Source organism: Lacipirellulaceae bacterium (genome assembly GCA_040218535.1).
Taxonomy (GTDB): domain Bacteria; phylum Planctomycetota; class Planctomycetia; order Pirellulales; family Lacipirellulaceae; genus Adhaeretor.
This window is the reverse complement of sequence record JAVJRG010000010.1, coordinates 148,159-170,571: the sequence shown is the minus strand read 5'-3', so window position 1 is coordinate 170,571 and position 22,413 is coordinate 148,159. Positions and strand designations below refer to the sequence as shown.

General features: G+C 56.7%; 15 protein-coding genes. 6 read left to right on the top strand and 9 right to left on the bottom strand.

Going from position 1 to position 22,413, the window contains the following annotated elements:
* Positions 1 to 11: 11 nt before the first annotated feature.
* The 3 genes from rpsO to RIB44_12785 all read right to left on the bottom strand — a co-directional run bounded on the left by rpsO (position 12) and on the right by RIB44_12785 (position 4,284).
* On the bottom strand, positions 12 to 281 hold the full coding sequence (gene rpsO, locus RIB44_12795) for a 30S ribosomal protein S15 (GenBank protein MEQ8617444.1): 270 nt from the start codon (positions 279 to 281) through the stop codon (positions 12 to 14).
* Between the two features lie 180 nt (positions 282 to 461).
* The gene (locus RIB44_12790; protein ID MEQ8617443.1) at positions 462 to 1,475 is read right to left on the bottom strand and encodes an acyl-CoA desaturase; all 1,014 of its coding nucleotides are present in this window, start codon (positions 1,473 to 1,475) and stop codon (positions 462 to 464) included.
* A 298-nt stretch (positions 1,476 to 1,773) separates the two neighbouring features.
* Positions 1,774 to 4,284 carry a ComEC/Rec2 family competence protein gene (locus RIB44_12785; protein MEQ8617442.1) on the bottom strand — a complete coding sequence of 837 codons (2,511 nt, stop codon included), beginning with the start codon at positions 4,282 to 4,284 and terminating at the stop codon, positions 1,774 to 1,776.
* A 101-nt stretch (positions 4,285 to 4,385) separates the two neighbouring features.
* Here RIB44_12785 and RIB44_12780 point away from each other — a divergent pair, with 101 nt between their 5' ends.
* A complete protein-coding gene (locus RIB44_12780; protein ID MEQ8617441.1) occupies positions 4,386 to 6,500 on the top strand; it encodes a S9 family peptidase in 2,115 nt (704 codons plus the stop codon).
* A gap of 72 nt (positions 6,501 to 6,572) precedes the next feature.
* Here RIB44_12780 and RIB44_12775 read toward each other — a convergent pair whose 3' ends face one another.
* Entirely contained in the window at positions 6,573 to 7,943 is a 1,371-nt protein-coding gene (locus RIB44_12775) for a Gfo/Idh/MocA family oxidoreductase (protein ID MEQ8617440.1), read from the bottom strand.
* Positions 7,944 to 8,441: 498 nt separating this feature from the next.
* Between RIB44_12775 and aroF the strand changes: the two genes are divergently transcribed.
* Complete coding sequence (gene aroF / locus RIB44_12770) at positions 8,442 to 9,455, top strand: 3-deoxy-7-phosphoheptulonate synthase (GenBank protein ID MEQ8617439.1); 1,014 nt, start codon at positions 8,442 to 8,444, stop codon at positions 9,453 to 9,455.
* A gap of 69 nt (positions 9,456 to 9,524) precedes the next feature.
* On the opposite strand, the gene RIB44_12765 is transcribed toward aroF, so the two are convergent.
* Both RIB44_12765 and RIB44_12760 read right to left on the bottom strand, forming a co-directional pair.
* The gene (locus tag RIB44_12765; GenBank protein ID MEQ8617438.1) at positions 9,525 to 11,567 is read right to left on the bottom strand and encodes a hypothetical protein; all 2,043 of its coding nucleotides are present in this window, start codon (positions 11,565 to 11,567) and stop codon (positions 9,525 to 9,527) included.
* Positions 11,568 to 11,594: 27 nt separating this feature from the next.
* Entirely contained in the window at positions 11,595 to 13,268 is a 1,674-nt protein-coding gene (locus tag RIB44_12760) for a hypothetical protein (protein ID MEQ8617437.1), read from the bottom strand.
* Positions 13,269 to 13,510: 242 nt separating this feature from the next.
* Here RIB44_12760 and RIB44_12755 point away from each other — a divergent pair, with 242 nt between their 5' ends.
* Entirely contained in the window at positions 13,511 to 14,746 is a 1,236-nt protein-coding gene (locus tag RIB44_12755; GenBank protein ID MEQ8617436.1) for a Glu/Leu/Phe/Val dehydrogenase dimerization domain-containing protein, read from the top strand.
* Positions 14,747 to 14,813: 67 nt separating this feature from the next.
* On the opposite strand, the gene RIB44_12750 is transcribed toward RIB44_12755, so the two are convergent.
* Positions 14,814 to 15,851: a GntG family PLP-dependent aldolase gene (locus RIB44_12750; protein ID MEQ8617435.1), complete on the bottom strand. Its 1,038-nt coding sequence runs from the start codon at positions 15,849 to 15,851 to the stop codon at positions 14,814 to 14,816.
* 223 nt (positions 15,852 to 16,074) lie between these two features.
* On the opposite strand from RIB44_12750, the gene hisD reads away from it, so the two are divergent.
* Complete coding sequence (hisD, locus tag RIB44_12745) at positions 16,075 to 17,436, top strand: histidinol dehydrogenase (protein MEQ8617434.1); 1,362 nt, start codon at positions 16,075 to 16,077, stop codon at positions 17,434 to 17,436.
* A gap of 103 nt (positions 17,437 to 17,539) precedes the next feature.
* A complete protein-coding gene (gene hisC, locus RIB44_12740; GenBank protein MEQ8617433.1) occupies positions 17,540 to 18,598 on the top strand; it encodes a histidinol-phosphate transaminase in 1,059 nt (352 codons plus the stop codon).
* On the opposite strand, the gene RIB44_12735 is transcribed toward hisC, so the two are convergent.
* Complete coding sequence (locus tag RIB44_12735) at positions 18,581 to 19,753, bottom strand: BBP7 family outer membrane beta-barrel protein (protein ID MEQ8617432.1); 1,173 nt, start codon at positions 19,751 to 19,753, stop codon at positions 18,581 to 18,583. The two genes, hisC and RIB44_12735, sit on opposite strands and share 18 nt — an antisense overlap.
* Positions 19,754 to 20,154: 401 nt before the next feature.
* On the opposite strand from RIB44_12735, the gene RIB44_12730 reads away from it, so the two are divergent.
* Positions 20,155 to 21,333: a hypothetical protein gene (locus RIB44_12730; GenBank protein MEQ8617431.1), complete on the top strand. Its 1,179-nt coding sequence runs from the start codon at positions 20,155 to 20,157 to the stop codon at positions 21,331 to 21,333.
* On the opposite strand, the gene RIB44_12725 is transcribed toward RIB44_12730, so the two are convergent.
* Complete coding sequence (locus tag RIB44_12725; protein MEQ8617430.1) at positions 21,294 to 22,277, bottom strand: alpha/beta hydrolase; 984 nt, start codon at positions 22,275 to 22,277, stop codon at positions 21,294 to 21,296. The two genes, RIB44_12730 and RIB44_12725, sit on opposite strands and share 40 nt — an antisense overlap.
* Between the last annotated feature and the right edge of the window lie 136 nt (positions 22,278 to 22,413).

The following is a 22,413-nucleotide window of genomic DNA, read 5'->3' as shown; positions in this document are numbered from 1 at the left end:
ACGCTTGAGCGTTACTTACGAATGTCGAGGCGACGTAGCAGATCGAGATAGAGCTGCGGATTTTTGCGCTTCACATAATCCAGAAGTCTGCGGCGACGGCTTACCATGCGACGCAAACCTCGTTGGGCCGCATAGTCCTTTTTGTGGGTCTGTTGATGACCATTCAGCTCCGCGATCCGCGAGGTTAGAATGGAAATCTGCACCTCTGGCGATCCAGAATCACCCTTTTCGCGACCGTACTCGCTGATCAACTCTTGCTTGCGTTCTTTCGTTACCGACATTTCTTTTTCAACAACTATGTAAGTGTGGGCTCTGACAGGACTTCCGAATTAGGAAAGTCTAGCGGGAAAAGGGCCGCTTTGGAAAGGGGGTAGGTTTGGCGGAGCCAAAAAGTGGGTCATTTGACTGCAATCGCAGACCATTCTTGAAACCAACGACCTAATTGGCCTCGGCAGACAAAGCTACTGCGGCGCTGTTCCCTTTGGGATATCCTTCAATCGCACCACATCCCAAGCCAGGCCGACCTTTTCCATCAGCCAGATTGAGCAGTAGGTCATGTCGAATTCCCACCAGCGGTGGCCCTGGCGGGCGACGCGTTGGTAGGCGTGGTGGTTGTTGTGCCAGCCTTCGCCCCACGCCAAGATGCCGACCCACCACAGGTTACGGCTGTCGTCGGAAGTTTCGTAGTTGCGATAGCCCCAGAGGTGCGTTGCCGAGTTAACGAACCACGTGATGTGCAGCACATAAACCATCCGCACGCCTAAGCCCCAAACGATCATGCCCCAGCCGGCCCAAGCGTTGCCAAGGCCCCAACTTTCCGGGCCGAAGTAACCGAAGGCAAACAGCGCTGCGGCACTAGCGAAATGGGCCGGTAGGAACAGGTAGTGCAAAGCGACCATCACCTTGTCCTTCATGATGTCTGGTGCATAACGCTGGAGCAGTTCCTTGTGCCACTTCTTGCCGAAGTTTGGCATGAACCACAGCATGTGGCTCCACCAGTTGCCGTCGCGTGGCGAGTGGGGATCGCCTTCGTGATCGCTGAAAGCGTGATGCTTGCGATGCTGAGCCACCCAAGTAAGTGCCGAACCTTCACCGGACAGACCGCCAAGGAAAGCGAGCAGCCATTTCACGGGGCGATACGTTTGAAAGCTCTTGTGCGTTAGTAAGCGGTGATAGCCCATGCACACGCCAAAGCTGCCGGTAGCGAACGCCAGCACGATGCAAGTAATCAGGGCGGGCCATGTGAAGAAGAACGGTGCCCCGATCGCAAGCACGTGAACAAGTGCGATCCAAATGACAATCGGCCAGTTGAAGCCTAGTTCACTGAAAGCGTCCTTTGCCTTGCGGCAGGCGGTGCTGACCGCAGCGGCGTAGCCGTCTTCGTTGGCGACTTCCATGATCGAATCGTTTGCCGATTCAGGAGAGGTGTTGCTCTTCTCTTTACGCGTATCGCGATTTGGCACGACAGTAGACACAGGGAGTTTTCCTCGCGTGGTAATTCAGGCGGTAGCTGCCTTGACTTGTTTTGTTGTTCAACTCAGAAATCAGGCCGAAGAAGCTTCGATCGACCTACTATTTAAGTGTGCAATCGTAGTGAAAATGCCGAAAAGCGCCCACCCCGACAGCCGAGTTACTTGAAATCTTGTCTCAACTTTTCCGATCAGCTCGTTGGGGCAGGTTGGAATCGGTAATTTAGGAGGGGGTGTTGCGGCTTTCCCCCGCGATGACAGGCTCTATTCGGCCAAATTCGTCAGCAAGGCATGTGTACCGTACTCAGCGGAACGACTTCACCTCGAGATCGTCAGAGGTCAGCGTAAACTGCAATGCCCCACGGTCAGAAGTGTGCAGAACTTCGGCCCCCACGGCTCTGTACGAACGGTTTGCTAGCGTGGTTCGTGAGCGATTACGACCGCTGACCACCACATGGTCGGGAGTGCACCACGCGGCGAAGCCTGGAGGATCGCTGCCAGCACTCCCATGATGAGGAGCCAGCAGTAGGTCCACATTTTCAGGGGCATCTAGCATGACCGCTTCGATCCCGGCATGCTCCAGATCCCCTGGCAGCAAGATTCGCTTGCCACCGAACTCAATCAGAAGCGTGATGCTGTTGGCGTTATCCCGCCCCACGACCCCCGTCCGCGGCGGATGAAGAACTTCGATGTTGATGTGTTCATCCTGAACCGCCAGCCGATCATTCATCCACACTTCTCGTAGCGGAATGTTTTCTTCTGCCAACACTTCGCGCAAGTACTCAGGTGCGTTGAGCTGCCCGCCAGTTGCGAGCGGGTCGAACATCAATGGTGAGACGTAGACCGTTCCAATTGGGAACCGCTTCAATAGCCCAGGCACCGCATTGTAATGATCGACATCGGCGTGCGAGAGGACGATGCCATCAATTCGTATGATCCCCCGCGACCAGAGGAAGTTGGCAATCGTCTGACTGGCACTCTCGGGAGAGTTCAGGCTCCCTGCGTCGTAGAGCAGTGTTTTGCCGTCGGGTAACTCGAGAACGGCACAGGTGCCGTGGCCCATCGCGAGAAATGTGCAATGCAATTCTTCATCGTTACTACGCTGCAGACCCGCGACGAACAAACCGAACGCGGACCAAACGACCAACCCGGCGGCTGTCCATCGCCATGGAATCGTATGCAGACCTCGCCAAGCAACGATCGCCAGCCCCACGTACAACCCAACAAGCCACCACGTCTGCGGACCCACACAATAAAAGGAACCGAATTCGAGCGAATGGGCGGTGCTAACGATTTCTTGAATTGCGCTCAAACAAAAGGTGCAAAACTTGCCGAGGAGCCAGCCTACCGGAGGCACCCAGCCAAAACCAATCACCAGCAACCCGCTCATTAGCGCGGCAGCGATCAATGGCCACAGCAAAGGGGTTACTAGCACCGTTCCCGGCGTGCTGAGATGGAAAACACGAGCCACAATCGGCGCTGTCGTGGTCCAGGCTACGAGGGAGGCAATGGTCAGCATCAGGCCCTTCTTGCCGAACCATGTCCCCAGTCTCTGATGCCAGGGTCGCGTCGTGAGGATCAACTCGTCGAGCGGATCATAAGTCTGACGAAGTCGACTCCAGTTTCCGAGCCCGCACAATGCTGCGACGCTTAGAAAACTCAAGAGAGTGCCTGGGTTGAATACTTCACTCGGATTGTAAACGCCAATCGCAATTGCCGCCGCGGCAAGTAGGTTCAGCACAGCAACCGGCCTACCCACGTAAAGTGCTGCCAAGCCAAGCGAGGTCATCAAACAGGCGCGGATCACCGGCGGACGCATTCCTGTGACTAATGCGTAGGTCAAGACTGCTACTGCCGTTAGTAGCAAAGCCAGATTCCAAGGCACACGAATGATTCGTGCCAGCAATAGAAGTAGCGCCGCGGCCATTCCCACATGTAGTCCAGAGACGACCAATAGATGAATCACACCGGTTTGAAAGAAGGCTTCGACTTCGTCATCGCTGAGTTGCTCGCGAGCTCCCAATAGCAATGCCGCGGCGAGGGGTGCCTGGTCCTGGGAGATGTGTTGCTTGAGGTTCTGTTCGCTTGCGATGCGTAGTCGTTCGACAATTGAATCTTGAGGAGAAGGAACCGTCGAGGTGACACATTCCACTTGATTGCAATACAAGTTCGCGAGACGCCCACGCCCACGATCTCTCGCCGCCCAGTCGATCGAGCCGGGATTCATTGCTGGTGAGGTTCTCTCAAAACGACCGAAGATTCGCACTCGCTGCCCCGGGCTCAATTCGGTCGCTTCGCCGTTAATGCGGAGCCGGCATTCCCCGCGCACCTCCTGCCAGGTTTCTCCATTGCGGAGTCGACGAACTGAGATCGTCGTCTCTGAACGGGGGCTGGCAGGGAGTGCCCTGAGTGGATTGTGTGCCGGTAATGGCCGAAGCGTTACGGGGTCAGAAATCAAGGCCTCGCAGCAAAGCGGATAGGCTTGTTCACCGGCGTACCTGCCAAGGTCGTTTACTGGAAAGTAATTCCACCGCAGATTAGCCCACCCACCGCCGAGACAGAGTGTGGCAATCAAGGTGAAACTCGCTGCCCGTTGGAACGCTTGCTGACGGCGAAACCGCCAAGCGAGGAACAGGGCCAACACGCAGAGTGCGACCCACATCGCGAGCGTAACGGTTGCAATGGACCGATCGACAAGAATCCCAGTGAGAAACGCAGCCGCCACCGCTAGCAACGGATTGTAACGGCGACTCGGCGGCGTTGGCGTAGGCCCGTGCATGGCCGTCAGTATAGCTGTAATCAGAGTTCTCTTCACGGAGAACCTGTTGTCGAGGGTCAGCGTACCGGGAACAATACGAGAGTTCGATTCAACCACACTCGCTAGTTCGACGGAGCGCGACAACGATGACATCAGCTATGTCTTCAGCTAAGCAATCTTTCAGCATTATCAATGGAAAACTGGCTCTTGCCCTGGCATTCATGCTGTTAGCGCAACCTAACAGCACGGTATTCGCCAAGATCAAAACTGATTCCGCTCATCCTCACACCAACTCTCAGGAGGCCAAATTGATCCCTCGCAGCGTCTTGTTCGGCAATCCTCAAAAAGCATCCGCGCGACTGAGCCCCAACGGCAAGTGGATTAGTTACCTCGCACCAGTTGAGGGATTCCTGAACGTCTGGGTGGCCCCCGTCGACGATATCGCCTCCGCCAAGCCGATCACCAAAGACACCGAGCGTGACATCCGCGGCCACAGCTGGGCCTACACCGGCGAACACATTCTCTACACGCAAGACAAAGACGGCGATGAAAACTGGCACGTCTATGCCACGAACGTCTCTACCGGCGAAACGAAGGACCTGACGCCCGTTGACGGCGTGCATGCTCGCATCGCAGGGACGAGCCAAAAGTTCCCGAACGAGATTCTAGTCGGTCTCAACGATCGCAATCCGCAACTGCACGATGTCTATCGCGTCAACTTGGAAACGGGCGAACGCGAACTCATTCAAGAGAACGAAGGTGTCCTTGGTTACGTGACTGATGATGATTTCTCGGTCCGTTTTGCGATGAGCTTCACCCCAACCGGAGGGCAACTGCTGCTCAAGCATGTTGAAGGGCAAGAAGGGGAAGCAGCTTGGGAACCGTTCATGGAAGTCGGTCCCGAGGACGCGATGACCACCGGACCCGCGGGCTTCGACAAGACGAACAAGATTCTCTATCTGCAGGATAGCCGTGATCGCGATACGGGAGCACTCTTCTCATTGAACCTGGAGACGGGTGAGAAGAAACTTATCTCTGAGAACGCCAAGGCCGACGTTGGTGAAGTACTTGTCCATCCGACGGAGAAGAACATCCAAGCGGTTGGCTTCACTTACTCGCGGACCAAGTGGGAAATCCTCGACGACGCCATCAAGGGCGATCTTGAATATTTGGAAACCGTTGAAGACGGCGAACTCATCGTCACGAGCCGAACCTTGGATGACACTCAGTGGACGGTTGCTTACGTGCTGGATGATGGGCCGCTGAAGTTCTACCGTTACGACCGCGCGAACAAGAAGGCCCACTTTCTGTTCAGCAGTCGCGACGATCTCGATCAGTACGACCTGGTCAAGATGCAAACCCCGGTGATCGAAGCTCGTGATGGACTGAAACTCGTCAGCTACCTCACCTTGCCACCGGGAAGCGACTCGGATGGTGACGGCCGCCCCGAGAAGGCTGTGCCGATGGTGCTCGACGTCCACGGCGGTCCTTGGGCACGCGACGATTGGGGTTACAATTCGACTCACCAGTGGCTCGCTAACCGTGGTTATGCCGTGCTGAGCGTCAACTACCGCGGTTCGACCGGCTTCGGCAAGTCGTTCACGAATGCCGCCAATGGTGAGTGGTCGAAGAAAATGCACGATGACCTCATCGACGCGGTTGATTGGGCAGTCGCAGAAGGAATTGCCATCGAAGACAAGGTCGCCATCATGGGGGGCAGTTACGGCGGCTATGCGACACTCGTCGGGCTGACCTACACGCCCGAGAAGTTCGCCTGCGGCGTCGACATCGTCGGACCTTCGAGCTTGGTGACGCTGCTTGAGAACATCCCCCCCTACTGGGCCATGTTCATGCCGGTGATGACCGTTCGCGTTGGCGATGTCACGACGGAAGAAGGCAGGGCAGCCCTGCTGGAACGCTCTCCGTTGATGAAAGTGAACGAGATCAAGCGACCACTCTTGATCGGTCAAGGCGCGAACGATCCGCGTGTCACGCAAGTCGAGGCCGACCAGATCGTCGAAGCCATGCAGTCGAAAGGAATTCCTGTGACCTACGTCCTCTACCCTGACGAAGGCCACGGCTTCAGCGACGAAGCGAACCGCATGAGCTTTAATGCGGTGACCGAAGCGTTTCTGGCAGAGCATCTTGGCGGACGCGTGGAGCCAATCGGCGACGACTTCGACGGAGCCAGCCTGCATGTCCCCGTCGGTGCCGAAGGAGTTGCTGGGGTGAAAGAAGCGTTGCCCGCGGCCCAATTGAAGATGCCCGAGTAACCGTTTTTTCTCCGAAGGCGATGGCTGCAGATAAAGCGGTACCATCGCCTTCGGTAGAGGTGTTGGCTATGATCAGCTCATCTCGATTTCATACCCCTCACGGTACGGCCGAGCGAGCATGCTGTTGGCAAGCTCATCGCCGACGATCTGCTCATTGGCGGCATCCCACTTCAGTTCGCGTCCTAAGCGGGCGGCGATGCCGGCTAGATGGCAGAGGTTCAAGCCATCCATGTGCGTGTGAACATCGGAGATTGGGTCCTTTCGCTGTTTCACGCAGTGCAAGAAGTTCAGCCAATGGGCGCGACGCTCGTTCTGCTCCATCGGCATCCCTTTGTAGACCTTGCTGAGGGCGTCCTCGGGTAACGGGTTCTCCTTGAGATCCTCAACGGGTTTACCAGCGAGCTTACCGCGACTGACGAAAATGCGACCTTTGTCCCCTTCGATGAGGACGCCATTATCCGTGTCATGACGGATGATCATCTCAGTCCCGCCGGGGTATTTCACGGTGAAGTTGAAGGCCGTGGCGGTGTTGTAGCGATCGCTTTCCAGGGGTACGCCGTTGACGAATTCCACGGGATGTTTTGCCGTGCCACTGATCGACTCAGGGCCTTCGGTTTGCCCATTGAGCTTGAGCGCCCAGTTGGCAATATCGACGTGATGGGCTCCCCAATCGGTGAGCTTGCCGCCGGAGTATTGGTACCACCAACGGAACTCGTAGTGACAATTCGAGTTGGGACGCGTATTCTCGCGTGGTCGCGAACGGTAATCAACAAGCGGCGCAGGGCCGAGCCAGCGATCCCAGTTGAGGTTCGATGGTGGCTCAGCAACGGGGATGGCAGGGCTGGCAGGTGCGCCACCGATGGCAGCTTGGACACGCTTGATCTTGCCAAGGCGACCTTCGTTAACGATCGCCATCGCTTTCACAAACAAGTGAAAAGTGCTCCGTTGCTGCGTTCCAACCTGAACAATAGAGCCGGTTTCTTTTTGCACTTTGCGAATCAGCTTGCCCTCGTCGATGGTCAGCGTGAGCGGCTTTTCGCAGTAGACATCCTTGCCGGCTTTCATTGCTTCGATCAGTGGCTTGGTGTGCCAGTGGTCGGGCGTGCCGATGTGGATCAGCTTGATATCCTTGTTATCAAGCATCCAGCGATAGTCTTCGGTGATTCTCGCTTTACCACCGCCCCACTGGTTGCTCATCTTCTCGGCCCGCCCGGAATCCACATCGCAAGCTGCTGCCACCGTCACGAGATCCTTCACAGTGTTGATGTTGCCTTGAGCCATGCCGCCGCAGCCAATGACACCGATGAGCTGCTTGTCCGCTTTCTTCTCTTCGTGATGATCAGCACGTGCCATGCTGGTAAACGCGTAAGGCGTCGCGGCCGCTGCCGCGCCTGCCAAAGTAGTCTTCAGAAAATCGCGACGGGGAGCGTTGGGGGTAGTCATCAAAATTTTGCCTGGGTGAGAAATGTTGGAGGGAAGCCACTTGCAATTCAGTGATTCACATCGTGGTTCAGCATTATTGCTATCGCATCGCTGAACTGCAAGTTTGCGAAAATAGTGTGAGATTTCCTTGGGAATTCATGGTAACTTTCGCAGCTAACAGCGATCTCTCAAGTTTCGTATCGACTAACCTCACCGAAATAAACGCTTGCTAACCGGGTAATGCGAGCGCATACTAATGTTATGGCAAGCGACTACATGACATCGCGATGCGGCTTTTTTAGCTTTACCTGGTCCTGGGACTTCTATTTTACGAAGCCCGGGCGTGAGGGAGGCTGTGCATAGCGAGAGTTTGCCAATCACAGAACCAACCAAGCCCCGGGCGACGCCAACGACGCCCGGGGCTTTTTCTTTTCCAGACAAGGCTATTCACCTGGGCGCGACGGCGGAGCCGCAACTTAACGCCCTACAAAATAGGAGCAGATCGAGATGATTGTTGTGATGAAAAGTACCGCGACCAAAGAGAATATCAAGGACACCGTAGCCCGCGTAGAATCGCTAGGACTCAAACCGACCGTGATTGAAGGATCCGAACGCACGGTGATTGCTGCCGTGGGTGAAGAACGCGGCGCGGGAATGGAGTCACTCGAAAGCGCGCCCGGCGTTGACGAAGTGATGCCGATTGTTGCCCCGTACAAACTGGCAAGTTCAGAACTCAAGCCAGAGCCCTCGGTGATCACCGCGGGCAGCCTGACCGTGGGTGGCCCGCACATCGGGGTGATCGCTGGACCTTGTTCGGTAGAAAGCGAAGAACAGATCGTCGCCAGTGCGTTTGCCGTAAAAAAGGCAGGCGCATCGGCGCTTCGTGGCGGCGCTTTCAAACCTCGGACGTCACCGTACAGCTTCCAAGGAATGAAGGAAGACGGCTTGAAACTCCTCGCCACAGCCCGCGACCAAACGGGGCTGGCGATCGTTACCGAAGTCGTTTCGCCCGATGATGTCGAATTAGTTTCTGAATACGCCGACGTCCTCCAGATTGGCGCCCGGAACATGCAGAACTATCGATTACTGGAAGCAGCCGGTAAGTCGCCGCGAGCGGTGCTTCTCAAGCGTGGACCGAGTGCGACGATTGATGAATGGTTACTTGCTGCGGAGTACATCCTCGACGCAGGGAACCCCAACGTGATGCTTTGCGAGCGTGGCATTCGGACGTTCGAGTCGCACACCCGCTTCACCCTGCCACTGGCCAGTGCTCCCTACGTGCAAGAGCGCACCCATTTGCCGATCGTGATGGACCCGAGCCACGGCACGGGCCATTCCAGCCTGGTGCCGGCGATGGCCAGGGCTTCGATCGCCGCGGGTGCCGACGGACTGATCATCGAGGTCCATCCGAATCCCGATAAAGCGCTGAGTGATGGCTATCAGTCGCTCAACTTCGATCAATTCGCAGAAACGATGACCGGTTGTCAGAAGATCGCCACCGCGATGGATCGGACGCTGGGAGCAATAGCTTAGTTTTTTAGTACCAGATACAAACACGAAGCGCAAGCGAGTGAATACTGCGGTCTAAGCCTAATTCAATTGCTAGCGCTGCGTGCTTGTATTCTTCCCCCAGCCCTGCTTGATCAACCAATCCGCTAGTTTGCGTTGAACCATCGGGCTGGCAAGTACCAGCATCGTACTTGAACTGCGGTCGTGAAAGAGTTTCGCGGAAGAGGCTGACTCGCCCTCAGCCGTCAGCCGCGCGAGGAATTGTTCCACGGCAACGAGCCTGTCGTGCCGCGATTCTTCCAGCGGGTAGAAGGCAAGTTCCGTTCGCTCACGGGTTGCCTCGACGGTTGTGATTTGGAGCGTGCGGCCGTCAACCGCTTGCCAGGCGAGACCTAAAGGTGTGAGAACCTCGTCGAGAGCCTTGGTCCATGGCTCGTCGGTCGAGCTGCAGCGAATACGAGTTTGCGGATAAAGATCGAGCTTCGCCAGTGACGGCCAATCGACCAACAGCGCCAGCCCGAGTTCGTTCTGCCAGTGTCGGAAGATTTCTTGAGCTGGGGTAAATTTCGAGAACGTAAATGTCGCCGGTGCACTCATTCGCTCTGAGAGTTGCACGTAGGGCGAGTTTGCTTGCAGAAGCTCGATCGGGTATTTGCTACGCGGGCTCAAACCTCGTGCGACACGCAAAGTTTCGAGCAATCGGAGGATCTCATATTGCCGTCGCTCCTGCTGCGTGACCATCAGCTTGTCGTCCTTGACCTTGATGTGTGGCGTGTCGGGATCAATCGAAGCTTCCGAATCGTCGTTCCAACTCTCCGGGGCAATGAACTCATGCGCCCGATCGGCCAACGACTTGGCTGTGGTCGAAGAGTCGAGTAAGTCCCCAACCGGGTAATCGATCTTGCGGAGATTATCCAGCCCAACGCGACCCAATACGACTTGATCGTTGGCCACTACCGGAGTCAGCCGCAACGGCTTGAGTGCTTCGGTGAGTAGTCCTTCAACGGTCGTGTCCTCGACGGAGACGGAAACCCCCTTCGTCGAGGAAACGCCCGCTAAACGGAGTTGCTCAGGCTCGGCACTGACCGGCAAAGCCGACATGCGCGTGACGAAGTTAAGGAATTCGCAAAGTGGAATTGCCTTGGCTTCAAAGGAAGGGATCTGCGTCCCGAGAACCTCGTTCGTGTCGATCTGCGGCAACGGTTGCGAATCGTCAAGCTGAACCCGCGGCAACTCTTTCGGCTGGTCTAGAAGTTCGAACGGTTGCTCAACTTCCGCTGGAGAATCGTCCGAGGCTTCGGAGACGGGTTCGACCGCGGAAGCACTTGCGAAGGTTGATAGATCGAGCCCCTCCGGGTCGAGATCAAGCGGGTCGATCAGTAGCGTTCGCTTTGATTCTTCGGCTGGTTCTTCGTTGGCCAATTCAGTGATTGGCTCAGTGAAGTCTGATGGCGGCTCAGTCGACGGGGTAACATGTGGAATAGGAGCACTCGGAGGCACGTCAGGTTCCACCTTCGGCTCGGAAGCCTCCGGTTGAATGTCCGAGGCGACTACCTCATTAGTTGAAGATTGCTCAAAGGTCTCGATCGAACTCTCAACAGGCGGTGCGGTATCTTCTGGCTCTTTAGCTGGTGACGCGGTGACCTCCTCGGCAACATTCGTGTTCGTTGCTGTACTTGCCACTTCGTCGTTGCTGTCCCCTGAAGTGACATACAAGAAGGTTCCTACTCCCGCCACCAACGCCACAACTCCAGCCGTAGCCCAAGCGATCAAAGAGTAGCCCGACGCCTGTGGCTCAGTCGCTGGCGTTTCGAGCGCGACAACATCATCATGCTCAGTATTGATTTCCTCAGGCGTGGCCGCCGGTTGAGCTTCAAGCGATTCCATTGAAAAGTCTGGGGGAACGCTCTCAGTTGAAACCGATTCTGCTGAATCTGCCACGGAACTTTCACCTGTCGAAACTTCTTCCGCGACGCTTGTCGGTTTCGCCGCTTGTTCGGTCGGAGTCGGCGGAGTCACCTGCACCATGCTGCCACACTTGGGGCAAGCGAGGATCTGACCAATCACCGCCTCATTGCGCACGCTCAGCCGAGCAGTGCAAGTCACGCAGGTGATTTTGAAGAGAACGTCAGACATTGGTTCCGTACTTAATACTATAGCCGCTCAGTCGCTCGTGCCCACGAAAACGTCAGGCAATTGATCGCCCCGTTTTTCTGCAGCAGTCCGTGTCGTCACTTCGATTCTTGCGGGATTCTCGCGCATCACGTAAAGCAACTTCTGTTTCACGTCGTCTGGCCCCGTGGCAGTGCGGTCGGGGTTTGCCAGCAGCAAGATCTCCAGCAGTATTTCTCTGGCGGGCTTGTCGCGTAAATCGATCCCGAAAGACTGATTCTTAGTGATCCCCTCTAATTGTAGGTCACGCCCCAAGATGGTGATCGGTACGCCAATATCCTCGGATAGCAGGTTCAGTGCTTGTTCCAGCGTATCTTTTGGGAAGGAGAGCGAAGTCACTTTGGCGAGCCGATCTTCCACCGTTGCCTCGCTGGCTGGGACGACAGTTGTCGCAGTCCCGCTTGTACTGCTTGCTGGCGACTGTGTTATCAGCAGCTCCGAAGCAGTCAGCAGATTGTGACCGGCGACCAGCGGTAAGTAGGTTCGTAGCACCACGTGGCGATCCTCGACGCCAACGCGTGTGTAGCCAGAGAACTTCCGCAGCATCGCTGGAAAGCGTGCCAGCACCTTGCGGCCGTAGAGAGGCCAGTTGCTCGCGATGATGCGATCTTCGACAAGGTTTGCTGCTTCCCGGAGTCGCTCCGCGAGTTGCTGGCTGTAACGGCGCGGCTGCGCTTGTAGCTGCGGCGTGGTGCGTAGCTCGGCAAAAAAGTTTTCATCCCAGTGCAGACTGATGAGTATCGCCGTCGCCTCGCGATCCATCAGCCAATCGAGGCCATCGCGCAAACGTTCCCCTGCATCGATGAGCAATCGACTTCCGCTCGCGTCGAGAAACCGTGGCGAAAGCAAGAGCGTCGCCATGCGATCCGAATCAGTATGCGGTATGAGTCGTAGCAGATCGCGCACCAGCGAAGGAGCAACTTCTCCTGCCGAAAGCGCATCGCCAGTAAACTCCGCGGGACACATCACCAGGAGCTTGGATTCGTTGGAAACGAAATAAGAAACCTCACCCACACGCCACGTTTCTTGGCCCGCGATCCTCTCAACCCGACCGCTCGGGAGTCGCTGTTTGAGGTCCGCGAAGTTTATCGCTCCGGCAAGTTCGATCCGTGCCGTTGTCGCCAATTGGTTGTTGCTAAGCGTTAGCACGCCGAGCAGCACGCTCTCAACTTCCGCCAGTTCGCAGCCGATTGCTTGTTCAAGCCCATCGACTGCAGCCTGCCCCCAGGGCCCAAACGCGGCGATCACTTTCTGACCTTCGGGATGCGAAACTAATTCGGCGGGCCGCAGGTGCAAGAGTAGCGGTGTGCCCGCCGGAATATACTCTAGCGAGATCGCTTCCCCTGCTGTCGGCGACGCCCAGAGCGTCGCGCCGTCGTCTTCAATCAGAGTTTCGCGAGGAGCCTTTTCCTTATTTCCAAGCTCGCCATTCGCTTGCGTCTTCGCCGCTACAGGCACGAGCTCCTGAGCAACCTCTTTCGCAGGCTTCTCTCCCCCAGCGTCTTCATCATCGCTCGAACCAGAAATAAGAAAGATCGTCGCAATCGAGACCAGCAGCACCAACCCCGACACAATTTCAAGCGCAACCTTCGGCGGCTTCCGTTTTTTTCCGCGGCGACCACGCGGCGAGTCGCTCACTTCGATCTTAATCTCACCTTCAGCCATTACACGCCTCAACAGAACACCTTGCTTGTCGCCATTGCCGTGAAACTCTATTATCCACGCATTCAGAATTCCCACTAGCAGCAGTCATAGAATGTTATTGGGTGGCTGGGGACGAGTTGAGCGAGCCCCCAGTTCTGTCTCTTACCCAGTTCTAATACCGAACAACAGGCCGCTGGGGGCAGCCTCAAGCTGTTCCCAGCCACCCGCTACTCATTCTAGGCATTGTCCGTAGAGAGCCACCCATGCAAGCCTCCGACGCCGTTCAGCAGTATTTCAACAAAGCAGCCGATCAACTCGACATGGCTGAAAGCATGCGGACCGTGCTGCTAACGCCCAATCGAGAAGTCCGCGTCCAGGTGACCGTCGAGCGCGACAACGGGATGGTTGATACGTTCATCGGCTTCCGCGTCCAGCACAACGACGCCCGCGGGCCGATGAAGGGCGGTTTGCGTTACCATCACGAAGTCGATCTCGATGAAGTCCGCGCTCTGGCTTCTCTGATGACGTGGAAGACAGCCGTTGTAGACATTCCTTACGGCGGTGCGAAAGGTGGCATCGCGATTAAGCCGCGTGAGTTCAGCAACGTTGAGCTGGAACGCGTCACGCGAAAATTCATCGACGCAATCCACGACGTGATCGGTCCTGACACGGACATCCCTGCCCCCGACATGGGCAGCAACGCGGAAACCATGGCCTGGATCATGAACCAGTACGGAAAGTACCACGGCTTCAATCCGGGGGTGGTCACCGGCAAGCCTGTTGAGCTTTACGGAGTGCGCGGTCGTGAAGAAGCCACAGGACGCGGCGTTGGCATCCTCACGCTCAAACTACTCAAGCGTCTCGGTCGTAGTCCCGTAGGCAGTACGATTGCCATTCAAGGTTTCGGTAACGTCGGCTTGCATGCCGCCAAGTTCTTAAGCGAAGCGGACGCGAAGGTCGTCGCCATCAGCGACGTCAGCGGTGCTTACTACTGCGAGGACGGCGTCGACATTCTCCACGCGATTCGCTACTCGAATTTGCACGAACGCTCTCTTGCCGGCTACGAGGGTGCGGAAAAAATCACGAATGAAGAATTGCTAGAGCTAAATGTCGACGTCCTCATCCCCGCCGCTTTGGGCGGAGTGATCGACGAAGACAACGCCGCCAACATTAAAGCACCGATCATCATTGAAGCAGCCAACGCTCCGGTGACACCAGCCGCCGACAAGATTCTCGATGAACGAGAAGTCCACGTCCTGCCCGACATCCTTGCCAACGCCGGCGGTGTGACAGCCAGTTACTTCGAATGGGTGCAGAACCGCCAGTATTACACTTGGTCTCTGGACCGAGTGCGAGGCGAGCTCGACCGCGTCCTCTCCCAAGCGTTCGAAAGCACCTGGGACCTCGCCAGCCAGCACAAAGTGAGCCTCCGGACGGCAGCCTTCATGCTAGGTATTCAACGCGTGGCGAAGGCGGAGACGCTGGGTGGGGTGACTTGAAACAGACGCAGCGTTGAGTATTAGGCCACGGATGACACGGATTTCACGGATTGATTTTTGATCCGTGTCATCCGTGCGATCCGTGGCCAGAAATTCGGTGAAGCGTCTCGCGGACACTATCGATTTGCTCTGAGTTGACATCAAGATGCGTAACCGCTCGCAGCTTCTGCGGAGCCACGTCAAACATCGCGACGCCATTTTCAGCAAGGCGTTTGCTAAATTGCTCGGCGGTGCCGATTCGTTCTTCTACATTGAAGTAAACGAGATTCGTCTCCACAGGCCCCGCGAGTGATAGCCCGTCAATCTCTTCGATGGCTCGTGCAAGCGTCTGTGCATTCGCGTGGTCCTCAGCCAGTCGATCAACATGGTTCTCCAAAGCGTACAACGCCGCCGCAGCCAGAACGCCCGCCTGTCGCATTGCCCCGCCGAGCGCTTTGCGGTGCCAGCGAGCACGTTTGATCTGTTCGGCCGTGCCGCAGAGGGCCGAGCCGACCGGTGCTCCTAGCCCTTTACTAAAGCAGACGCTGACTGTGTCGAAGTGCTGGGCCCAATCGCTCGCTGGGATTCCGGTCACGACCACCGCATTGAACAGGCGAGCCCCGTCGAGATGCCGCTTTAGTCCGTGTTCCGCGGCCCAGTTGCAGAGTTGTCCAACGACCTCAAGCGGTTGGATTGAACCGCCGCCGTAGTTGTGGGTGTTCTCCAAGCAGATCAATTTGGTTTGGGGGCAATGCATGTCAACGTGCCGGATCCGGTCCTGCACTTGATCCAGATGCAGGACGCCCCGCTCACCAGTAATTGTGTGGGCGGCCACTCCCCAAAGCTGGGCATACGAGGCTTGTTCATACTTGATGATGTGGCAGGTCTGCTCGCAGAGGAACTCATCGCCGGGGCCGCAGTGCGTGCGGATCCCCAGTAGGTTTCCCATCGAACCTGAGGGCACGAACAGGGCTCTTTCTTTACCGAGCCGCTGGGCGATCGTTTGCTCGAGCTTCTCGACGGTCGGATCCTCGCCAAACATGTCGTCCCCCACCTCAGCAGCGGTGATGGCAGCTCGCATGGCTGCGGTCGGTTTGGTGACGGTATCGCTGCGAAGATCAATCATGGACTTAGGGGCGAGGGGTTAGGGGCGAGAGGCTAGAGATTCCTGTCGAATCCAAGTAGGTTACTGGTAACTTAGTGCAATTACTCTATCTGCCTAGAAGTGGTACTACTAAATCGTAACCCGAAGCGTGAGCGAGGGGAAAATCCTTTTGGCGTGGCCCCTCGCTTACGCTTCGGGCTACGATAAAGAGGTCTGTTGAACGGCTTCTAGCTAAAAGCAACCTATGAACATCGAACGGATCGACACCAGCGAGCCGACTGCCCGAGGGCAGATTGCGGAACTGCGGGCGAAACTCGCGCCTGAGGGCAACGTTGTCAGCGAGGCGGGAAGGCAAAAGACGATCGACGTGTTCGGCGAGCCACTCTCGCCCGTTCAGGTCGTGGAGCGTATCTGCGGCGACGTGCGCAACCACGGGATTGAGGCCGTCTTGGAGTACTCCCAAAAGCTTGATGGCAAAGAACTGTCCGCCGACCAGTTGCGAGTTCCCAGCGAAGCGCTCGAAGCGGCCCACCGGGCGGCAGATCCTGAACTTCTGGCCGCGGTGAAGCGAATCAGCGAACGCGTGCTTGAGTTCCAAGAAGCGATCCTTCACACCGACGTCACGATCAACGTCGCCGGCGGCGGGTATCTCACGCAACGCTATCAGCCGCTGAAACGGATTGGTATCTGTGTCCCTGGGGGTGCTGCTGCGTATCCTTCGACCGTGTTGATGACGGCCTTGCCAGCTCAGGCAGCCGGGGTTGAAGAAATCGCCGTCGTGGCCCCGCCAACGGAGTTCGGCTCCTACAACGAGGATTTGCTGGCGACCTGTCACGAGCTAGGCATCACGGAAGTCTACCGCATGGGCGGAGCCCAGGCGGTCGCCGCGCTTGCTTACGGCGTCGAGGGTGTCCCAGCCGTCGATAAAATTGTCGGACCGGGAAATCTGTTCGTCGCCTTGGCAAAGAAGCATGTGTTCGGCGAGGTCGATATCGATTCAATCGCCGGTCCCAGCGAGGTGATCGTGATTGCTGATGAGACGGCACGCGCTGATTTTGTCGCTGCCGATCTGTTGGCTCAGGCGGAACACTCGCCCGGTTCCAGTGTCTTGATCACATGGCATGCGCCATTGGTGGACGAAGCCATGACCGAACTCAATCGCCAGCGTCAAACTTTAGAGCGAGGCGAGTTGGCCCAGCAGGCGCTGGAGTCGTTCGGTGCCCTGATCACCGTCCAAGACCGTGCTGAAGCGGTCGAGCTAGCCAACGAACTGGCGACCGAGCACTTGCACGTGCAGTGCGACGACGCGGAAGACTTGCTCGCCGAGATTCGCTATGCCGGGGCCGTCTTCGTCGGGCCCTACTCACCCGTGGCCGTCGGTGATTACGCCGCTGGGCCTTCCCACGTGTTACCGACCGGGGCCACTGCACGGTTTGCCAGCGGGCTGTCGAGCAACGATTTCCTCCGCACTAATAGCGTGATTCATTTTCAGAAGGAGAGCCTCTCTGGAGTGGCGAAGGACGTTCAAACTCTTGCCGCTAAGGAAGGACTCACCGCTCACGCTGAGAGTGTGGCAGTACGTTTGCGTTCCGAGAAAAAAGTTTAGCCGCCGAGCTTGCTCGGCGCTAGACTTTCGCTGCCAACAAGCGCCGAGCAAGCTCGGCGGCTAAACAGCCAACAGCCATTAGCCCATAGCCGATAAATAAAACATGCCGGTCAAACCCAACATCGCTGCGATGCAAGGCTACGTCCCGGGGGAGCAACCCCAAGAGGACGAGTTTATTAAGCTCAATACGAACGAAAACCCGTATCAGTGTTCGCCTAAAGTGAAGGCGGCCATCGGGCGGGTTTGCCAAATGGGGCTACAAAAGTATCCCGAGCCTACGGCAAGGGATTTTCGCAAGCAAGCGGCTGAGATTCTACAGGCCGAGTGCCCGGCGATTACGCCCGATTGGATTCTCTGCGGCAACGGGAGCGACGATCTGCTGACGATCATCACCCGCGCTTATGTTGATCCTGGCGACACGGTCCGCTTTCCGCTGCCTAGCTACGTTCTCTACGACACGTTGGCTGAGATCCAGGGTGCGGTTTGTGATCGCGTGAAGTTCAACCCGGATTGGAGTATGCCAGAGAGCTTTACTGCAGCCCGTGAAGGCCTGAAGCTTGCGTTCCTTGCCAATCCCAACAGCCCTTCAGGAACGATGCTTCCCCTCGAAGAAGTCCTGGAAATCGCTACCGCCCTGCCCTGCCCTTTGGTCGTTGACGAAGCTTACGTCGATTTCGCCGATACGAATTGCTTGGGCCTCCCCGCGGAGAATGAGAACATTATCGTCACTCGCACAATGAGCAAGTCGTATTCGCTCGCCGGGCTGCGCTTCGGCTACGCGGTCGCTCAGCCAAGCGTCATCGAGCAGCTGGCCAAAGTGAAAGATTCCTATAACTGTGACGCACTCTCCATTGCCGGGGCGACTGCCGCGATGAGTGATCGAGGCTGGTTCGACGAGATGCGTTCGACGGTCCTTACTACTCGGAAGCGTATGCTCGCTGCATTAAAAGAGCTTGGCTTTGAGTGCGTGGACTCGCAAGCGAACTTCATTTGGTGTAATCACCCGGCGAAGACGGCAAGCGATTTATATGAGCAGCTCAAGGCGGAGAAAATCCTCGTCCGCTACATGCAGTACCCTGACTGGGGTAAGGGAATCCGCATCACGGTAGGCAATGATGCGCAAGTTGATGCGCTGCTAGAGAAACTAGCGGCGATACTCTAGGCCAAATTGCAATCCATGATAAACCTGCGTTGTGCCGGCGAATCCTGGGGTGAATGAAGAAGCTAGCGCTTCCCCGACACCGTCGAGCACAAGAATCTGGTAACCGCTGGTGAGTGCCACGCAGTTGTTGATCCGCCAACTGGCACTAACGCCCGCCTCGCCCAGGAAGGCCGCTTCGGTGAAGTCGCGACGTGTGGTCGAGCGATTTTCGCTGCTTGTTTGTGAGAACTCGTTCACGCCGGGCGTGGCCAGGTCGTCTCCCGCGGTGACAATGGTCACCGTTCGTGCCACGTCTGCTCGTTTGAATTTGTTGCAATAGATCCCGGCATTTGCGAACGGTTCGATCGAGAAGCGCCTGCTGACTTGCCATGTGTCTCGCAGTCCGCCAAGTTGAAAACCGATGAGGCGGTTCTCAAGAATGAAGTCTTGTCCGTTATCGATCGTGGCGAACGGTGCCGCGGGTGGGTCGGCTGGGGCGGGGATGGCGATGTTGTTGGCCGTGAAGTCACGAAAGTCTTCGTCGAGTTCGACATAGCGAAACCCTGCGAAGAATTTCCAAGTCGAGGGACGCTGCGTCAGGAAGTTGATCTCGATCGAGTTTAACGAGGTTTGGTAGTCGAACGAGCGAGTCGCACCGCCCAAGTCGAACTCAGCCCGCGCGTTCCAGGCATTCACGCCCTCGTACCCGATCTGCATTCCGTAGCCTGACTCGTTGTAGCCGGTCACAAACACGCGACCACCAGGACTATGATCGAACTGAGTCACAAATTCGGGGGCGATCCCCACGTCGGCAGTCACACGTCCCCAGTCGGCATCGTCGCGATAGAGCATGAGCCCGCTGGCTTCGACTTCCCAGTGGGGACCCACGCACCACTGATCGCAGTTGCCGGGGCCTTTAATCCAATGGAAGTACTGCGGGTTGCAGCCACAGCGGCCACATCCCGATCCGTTGCCAGAACATGTACCGCAGGCCGACTCTCCTCCCAGCCCCTCACCTCGCAGCACTGTCTCGTAGCTTCCGTAGGGCTGAAAGCTGTCGCTGGAGAGTGGCTGGCCCGCGACGGACTCTGACGGATACTCAACTTCCTGCGAGCTTGCTTCCTTGAGCGGCAACAAGACGACAAGCAGGCAGAGTGATAGCAAACGAATGGCCATTTGGAGCATCCTGCTTCGCGGGCAACGCGCGGCGATGTTTGAGTCTTGCTGAATTAAGGCTTAGGGAGGCGTTATCGGTTGGATCGGCAGTCAACATGCGGAAGCGGTAGCATGAGCGTTCCAAACCGCACAGTTTCACACGGCTGCCTATCTCCAACCTATTGCGACCGTTGCCGCGTTAGTCTTTAGCGAATCCGCGAACGATCAGAAGGTTTGCAACACAACGAAGTTGGCAATTCCCAGCGCTGGAAATCTTCTCGGAAGCTGAGATTCTTCCCGGCATACCTTCCACGAGCGTGATAGCTTTGAGTGCCGTTGCATAATTCCACGAAGATCGTGCGCGGACAGGATCCCTCCCTCCAGCTCTCCCTCCTGCTGGCAAAAGAATAAGGAAGTTCGTTATGTTATCGCGCCACCTCCCGATCGCTGCGTTGACGTTGGCTCTCGCCGTTGCTCTCTCGGTCTTCGCCCCTATTGCTCAAGCCGGATGTTACTGCACGCCGGACCAATGCGATATTTGCGACCTTTGCTACACGAAAATCGAATGCTGCCACGACAAGCCGGAGCTGTGGCTGGTGAACACGCGCTGCCTTCCGAAGTGCCGTGGACTCGATTGCGGGTTCGAGCGGATCTCGATCAAGCGTTACGACACGGAGACCTGCTGCTGGGTCGAAGAAACGCACGAGTCGTTCCTCGCCCATGAAGCAGCCAATCCGATGCCAACCTTATTTTTCGCCCATGGAAATACGCTGAAGCATAAGGGTGCCCTTGAGCAAATGAACTTGCTGCAGTGCAAGTTTAAGTGTTGTCCCGGTAAGAAGCGGCTCGTCTTCTGGTCTTGGCCTGCACAAGTCGTTTACAAGCGGCCAATCCTACGGCCGCGCGAGGTCATCTCAAAGAATTTAAAAATCAAATACGTCTACGCAGAGTACCAGGGCTACTACATGGCGAAGTTCGTTCAGCCGATGCAGACTTCCTCTCGAGTCACCCTCGGTGGCCACAGTTACGGAGGTATCATCGCCAGCGTTGCGGCTCACTATCTCGGCGGCGGAAGCCTCCGCTGCCTAACGCTGGAAGGGTCGGCACCCGTCCAGCGGCCTAACCTTCGGCTTGCGATAGTCTCCGGGGCGTATGACAACGATGCGATGATCCCAGGGATGCGGTACGGCCAATCATTCGTCGCAGCGGAGAAGGTGATGAATACCCGTAACTGCTTGGACAAGACGCTTAAGAACTGGCCTGACGTTTCTAGCCGTTGCCGGAAGGCGGTCGGCGTAACGGGCATCAACGCGAATTTGCTGGGCGAGCACTACAACAAGCTTTGCCAAATCACCATGACGCGTGACGTAGGCAAGAGCCACTACATCGAGCCGCACATGAAGAGCTCGCGACTGGTGAACCTGATGTGCTGCATCGCCTTCCCGCAGTGCGAGCAAGCCGCTTGCCAATCACAATCAACTCTGCCCGATGCCGCAACTCACGAATATGACACGTGCGAAGAGGCCGAATCAGGAGCTGGTCCGCTGTTGGAACTTGCTGATCAGTCGATCGGTTCGACGGTCTCTAGCGTATCGAAGTAACCGTTCTGTAAGAACGAAAGAGTAAAACCTCGGACTGATTTGTAGCGAGACATCAACTGGTGCAGGCCTTTCACCTGCACAAAGTCAGCGGCACCAGAAAGCTTGGTCGTTTCTAGACTCAATAACGCGTCATCGTCGCCAGGGATTGAGCTCAAATAGCCTTCATCGTTCCCCGTGCCCCCGGCGATAATGCCAAACTCGAAGCCAGGTGTCGCCAGTTGTTTCTCTAGATCGGGCCAGCCGCGATCGGGAGCGAGCTGATCAAGGGGTTCTCCCGCTGCCATTTGTGCAAGTTTGCTATCGGCCCAACTCGTCGCCATTCCTGCACCGTGGTTGGGTGGCGAGATCATCACCATGCGGCGAAACTTCACCTTCGGTCGCTGTTCTTCCGGCAACTGGGCGATGTCGTGTAGGTAGTGTCTGACGACGATGTTTCCCATGCTGTGGGCAACAAAGTCGATTGACTCGACGCCGTTGAGGTGGCGGATAACACTTGCCAGCGAGTCGCTGTGCTCTTCAATCTTGCCCATCGTTGACGGGTAGCCGAAGTTCACGGTGGCAAAGTTGCCTTGCTCGGTCAGGTGATCGGCCAATCCCTGCATATACTGGCGACCTGCTCCAAGGCCGTGCAGGACGATGACCACATGCTTGGGAAGTTCGGGAATATCTCCGTCGCGAAGGATCTCGTAGAACTTGTTCTCGCATGTCTCGAACGAGCCGAATGTTACTCGACGATCCTTCGGATCAATCAGTCGGTAGTGGCCAACGATAGCACTCTTCTGAATCCGCCAGTCGTTGTAGATCACTTCGTCCGACCAGGTGAAACGGCCACCCATCGTGCGGCTGCCGATGCCGAACAGCCGACCTTGTGCGTGTGCTGGTACCGTAGCGCAGCCAGCTGAAGTCGTAATCGCAATAAGCAGAAATGTTGCTAGGTTAGTCATGATTCGGACTTCTCCTCCTACGAACGCAGCAAACTCTTCAGGATAGCTCTTTTAGTTATCTTAGCTGAGCCACGCCCCAGAGCCCAGCGTGATTACGCATCGACCAATCGCCAAGTTCGAGCGAAACCCTCTGCTT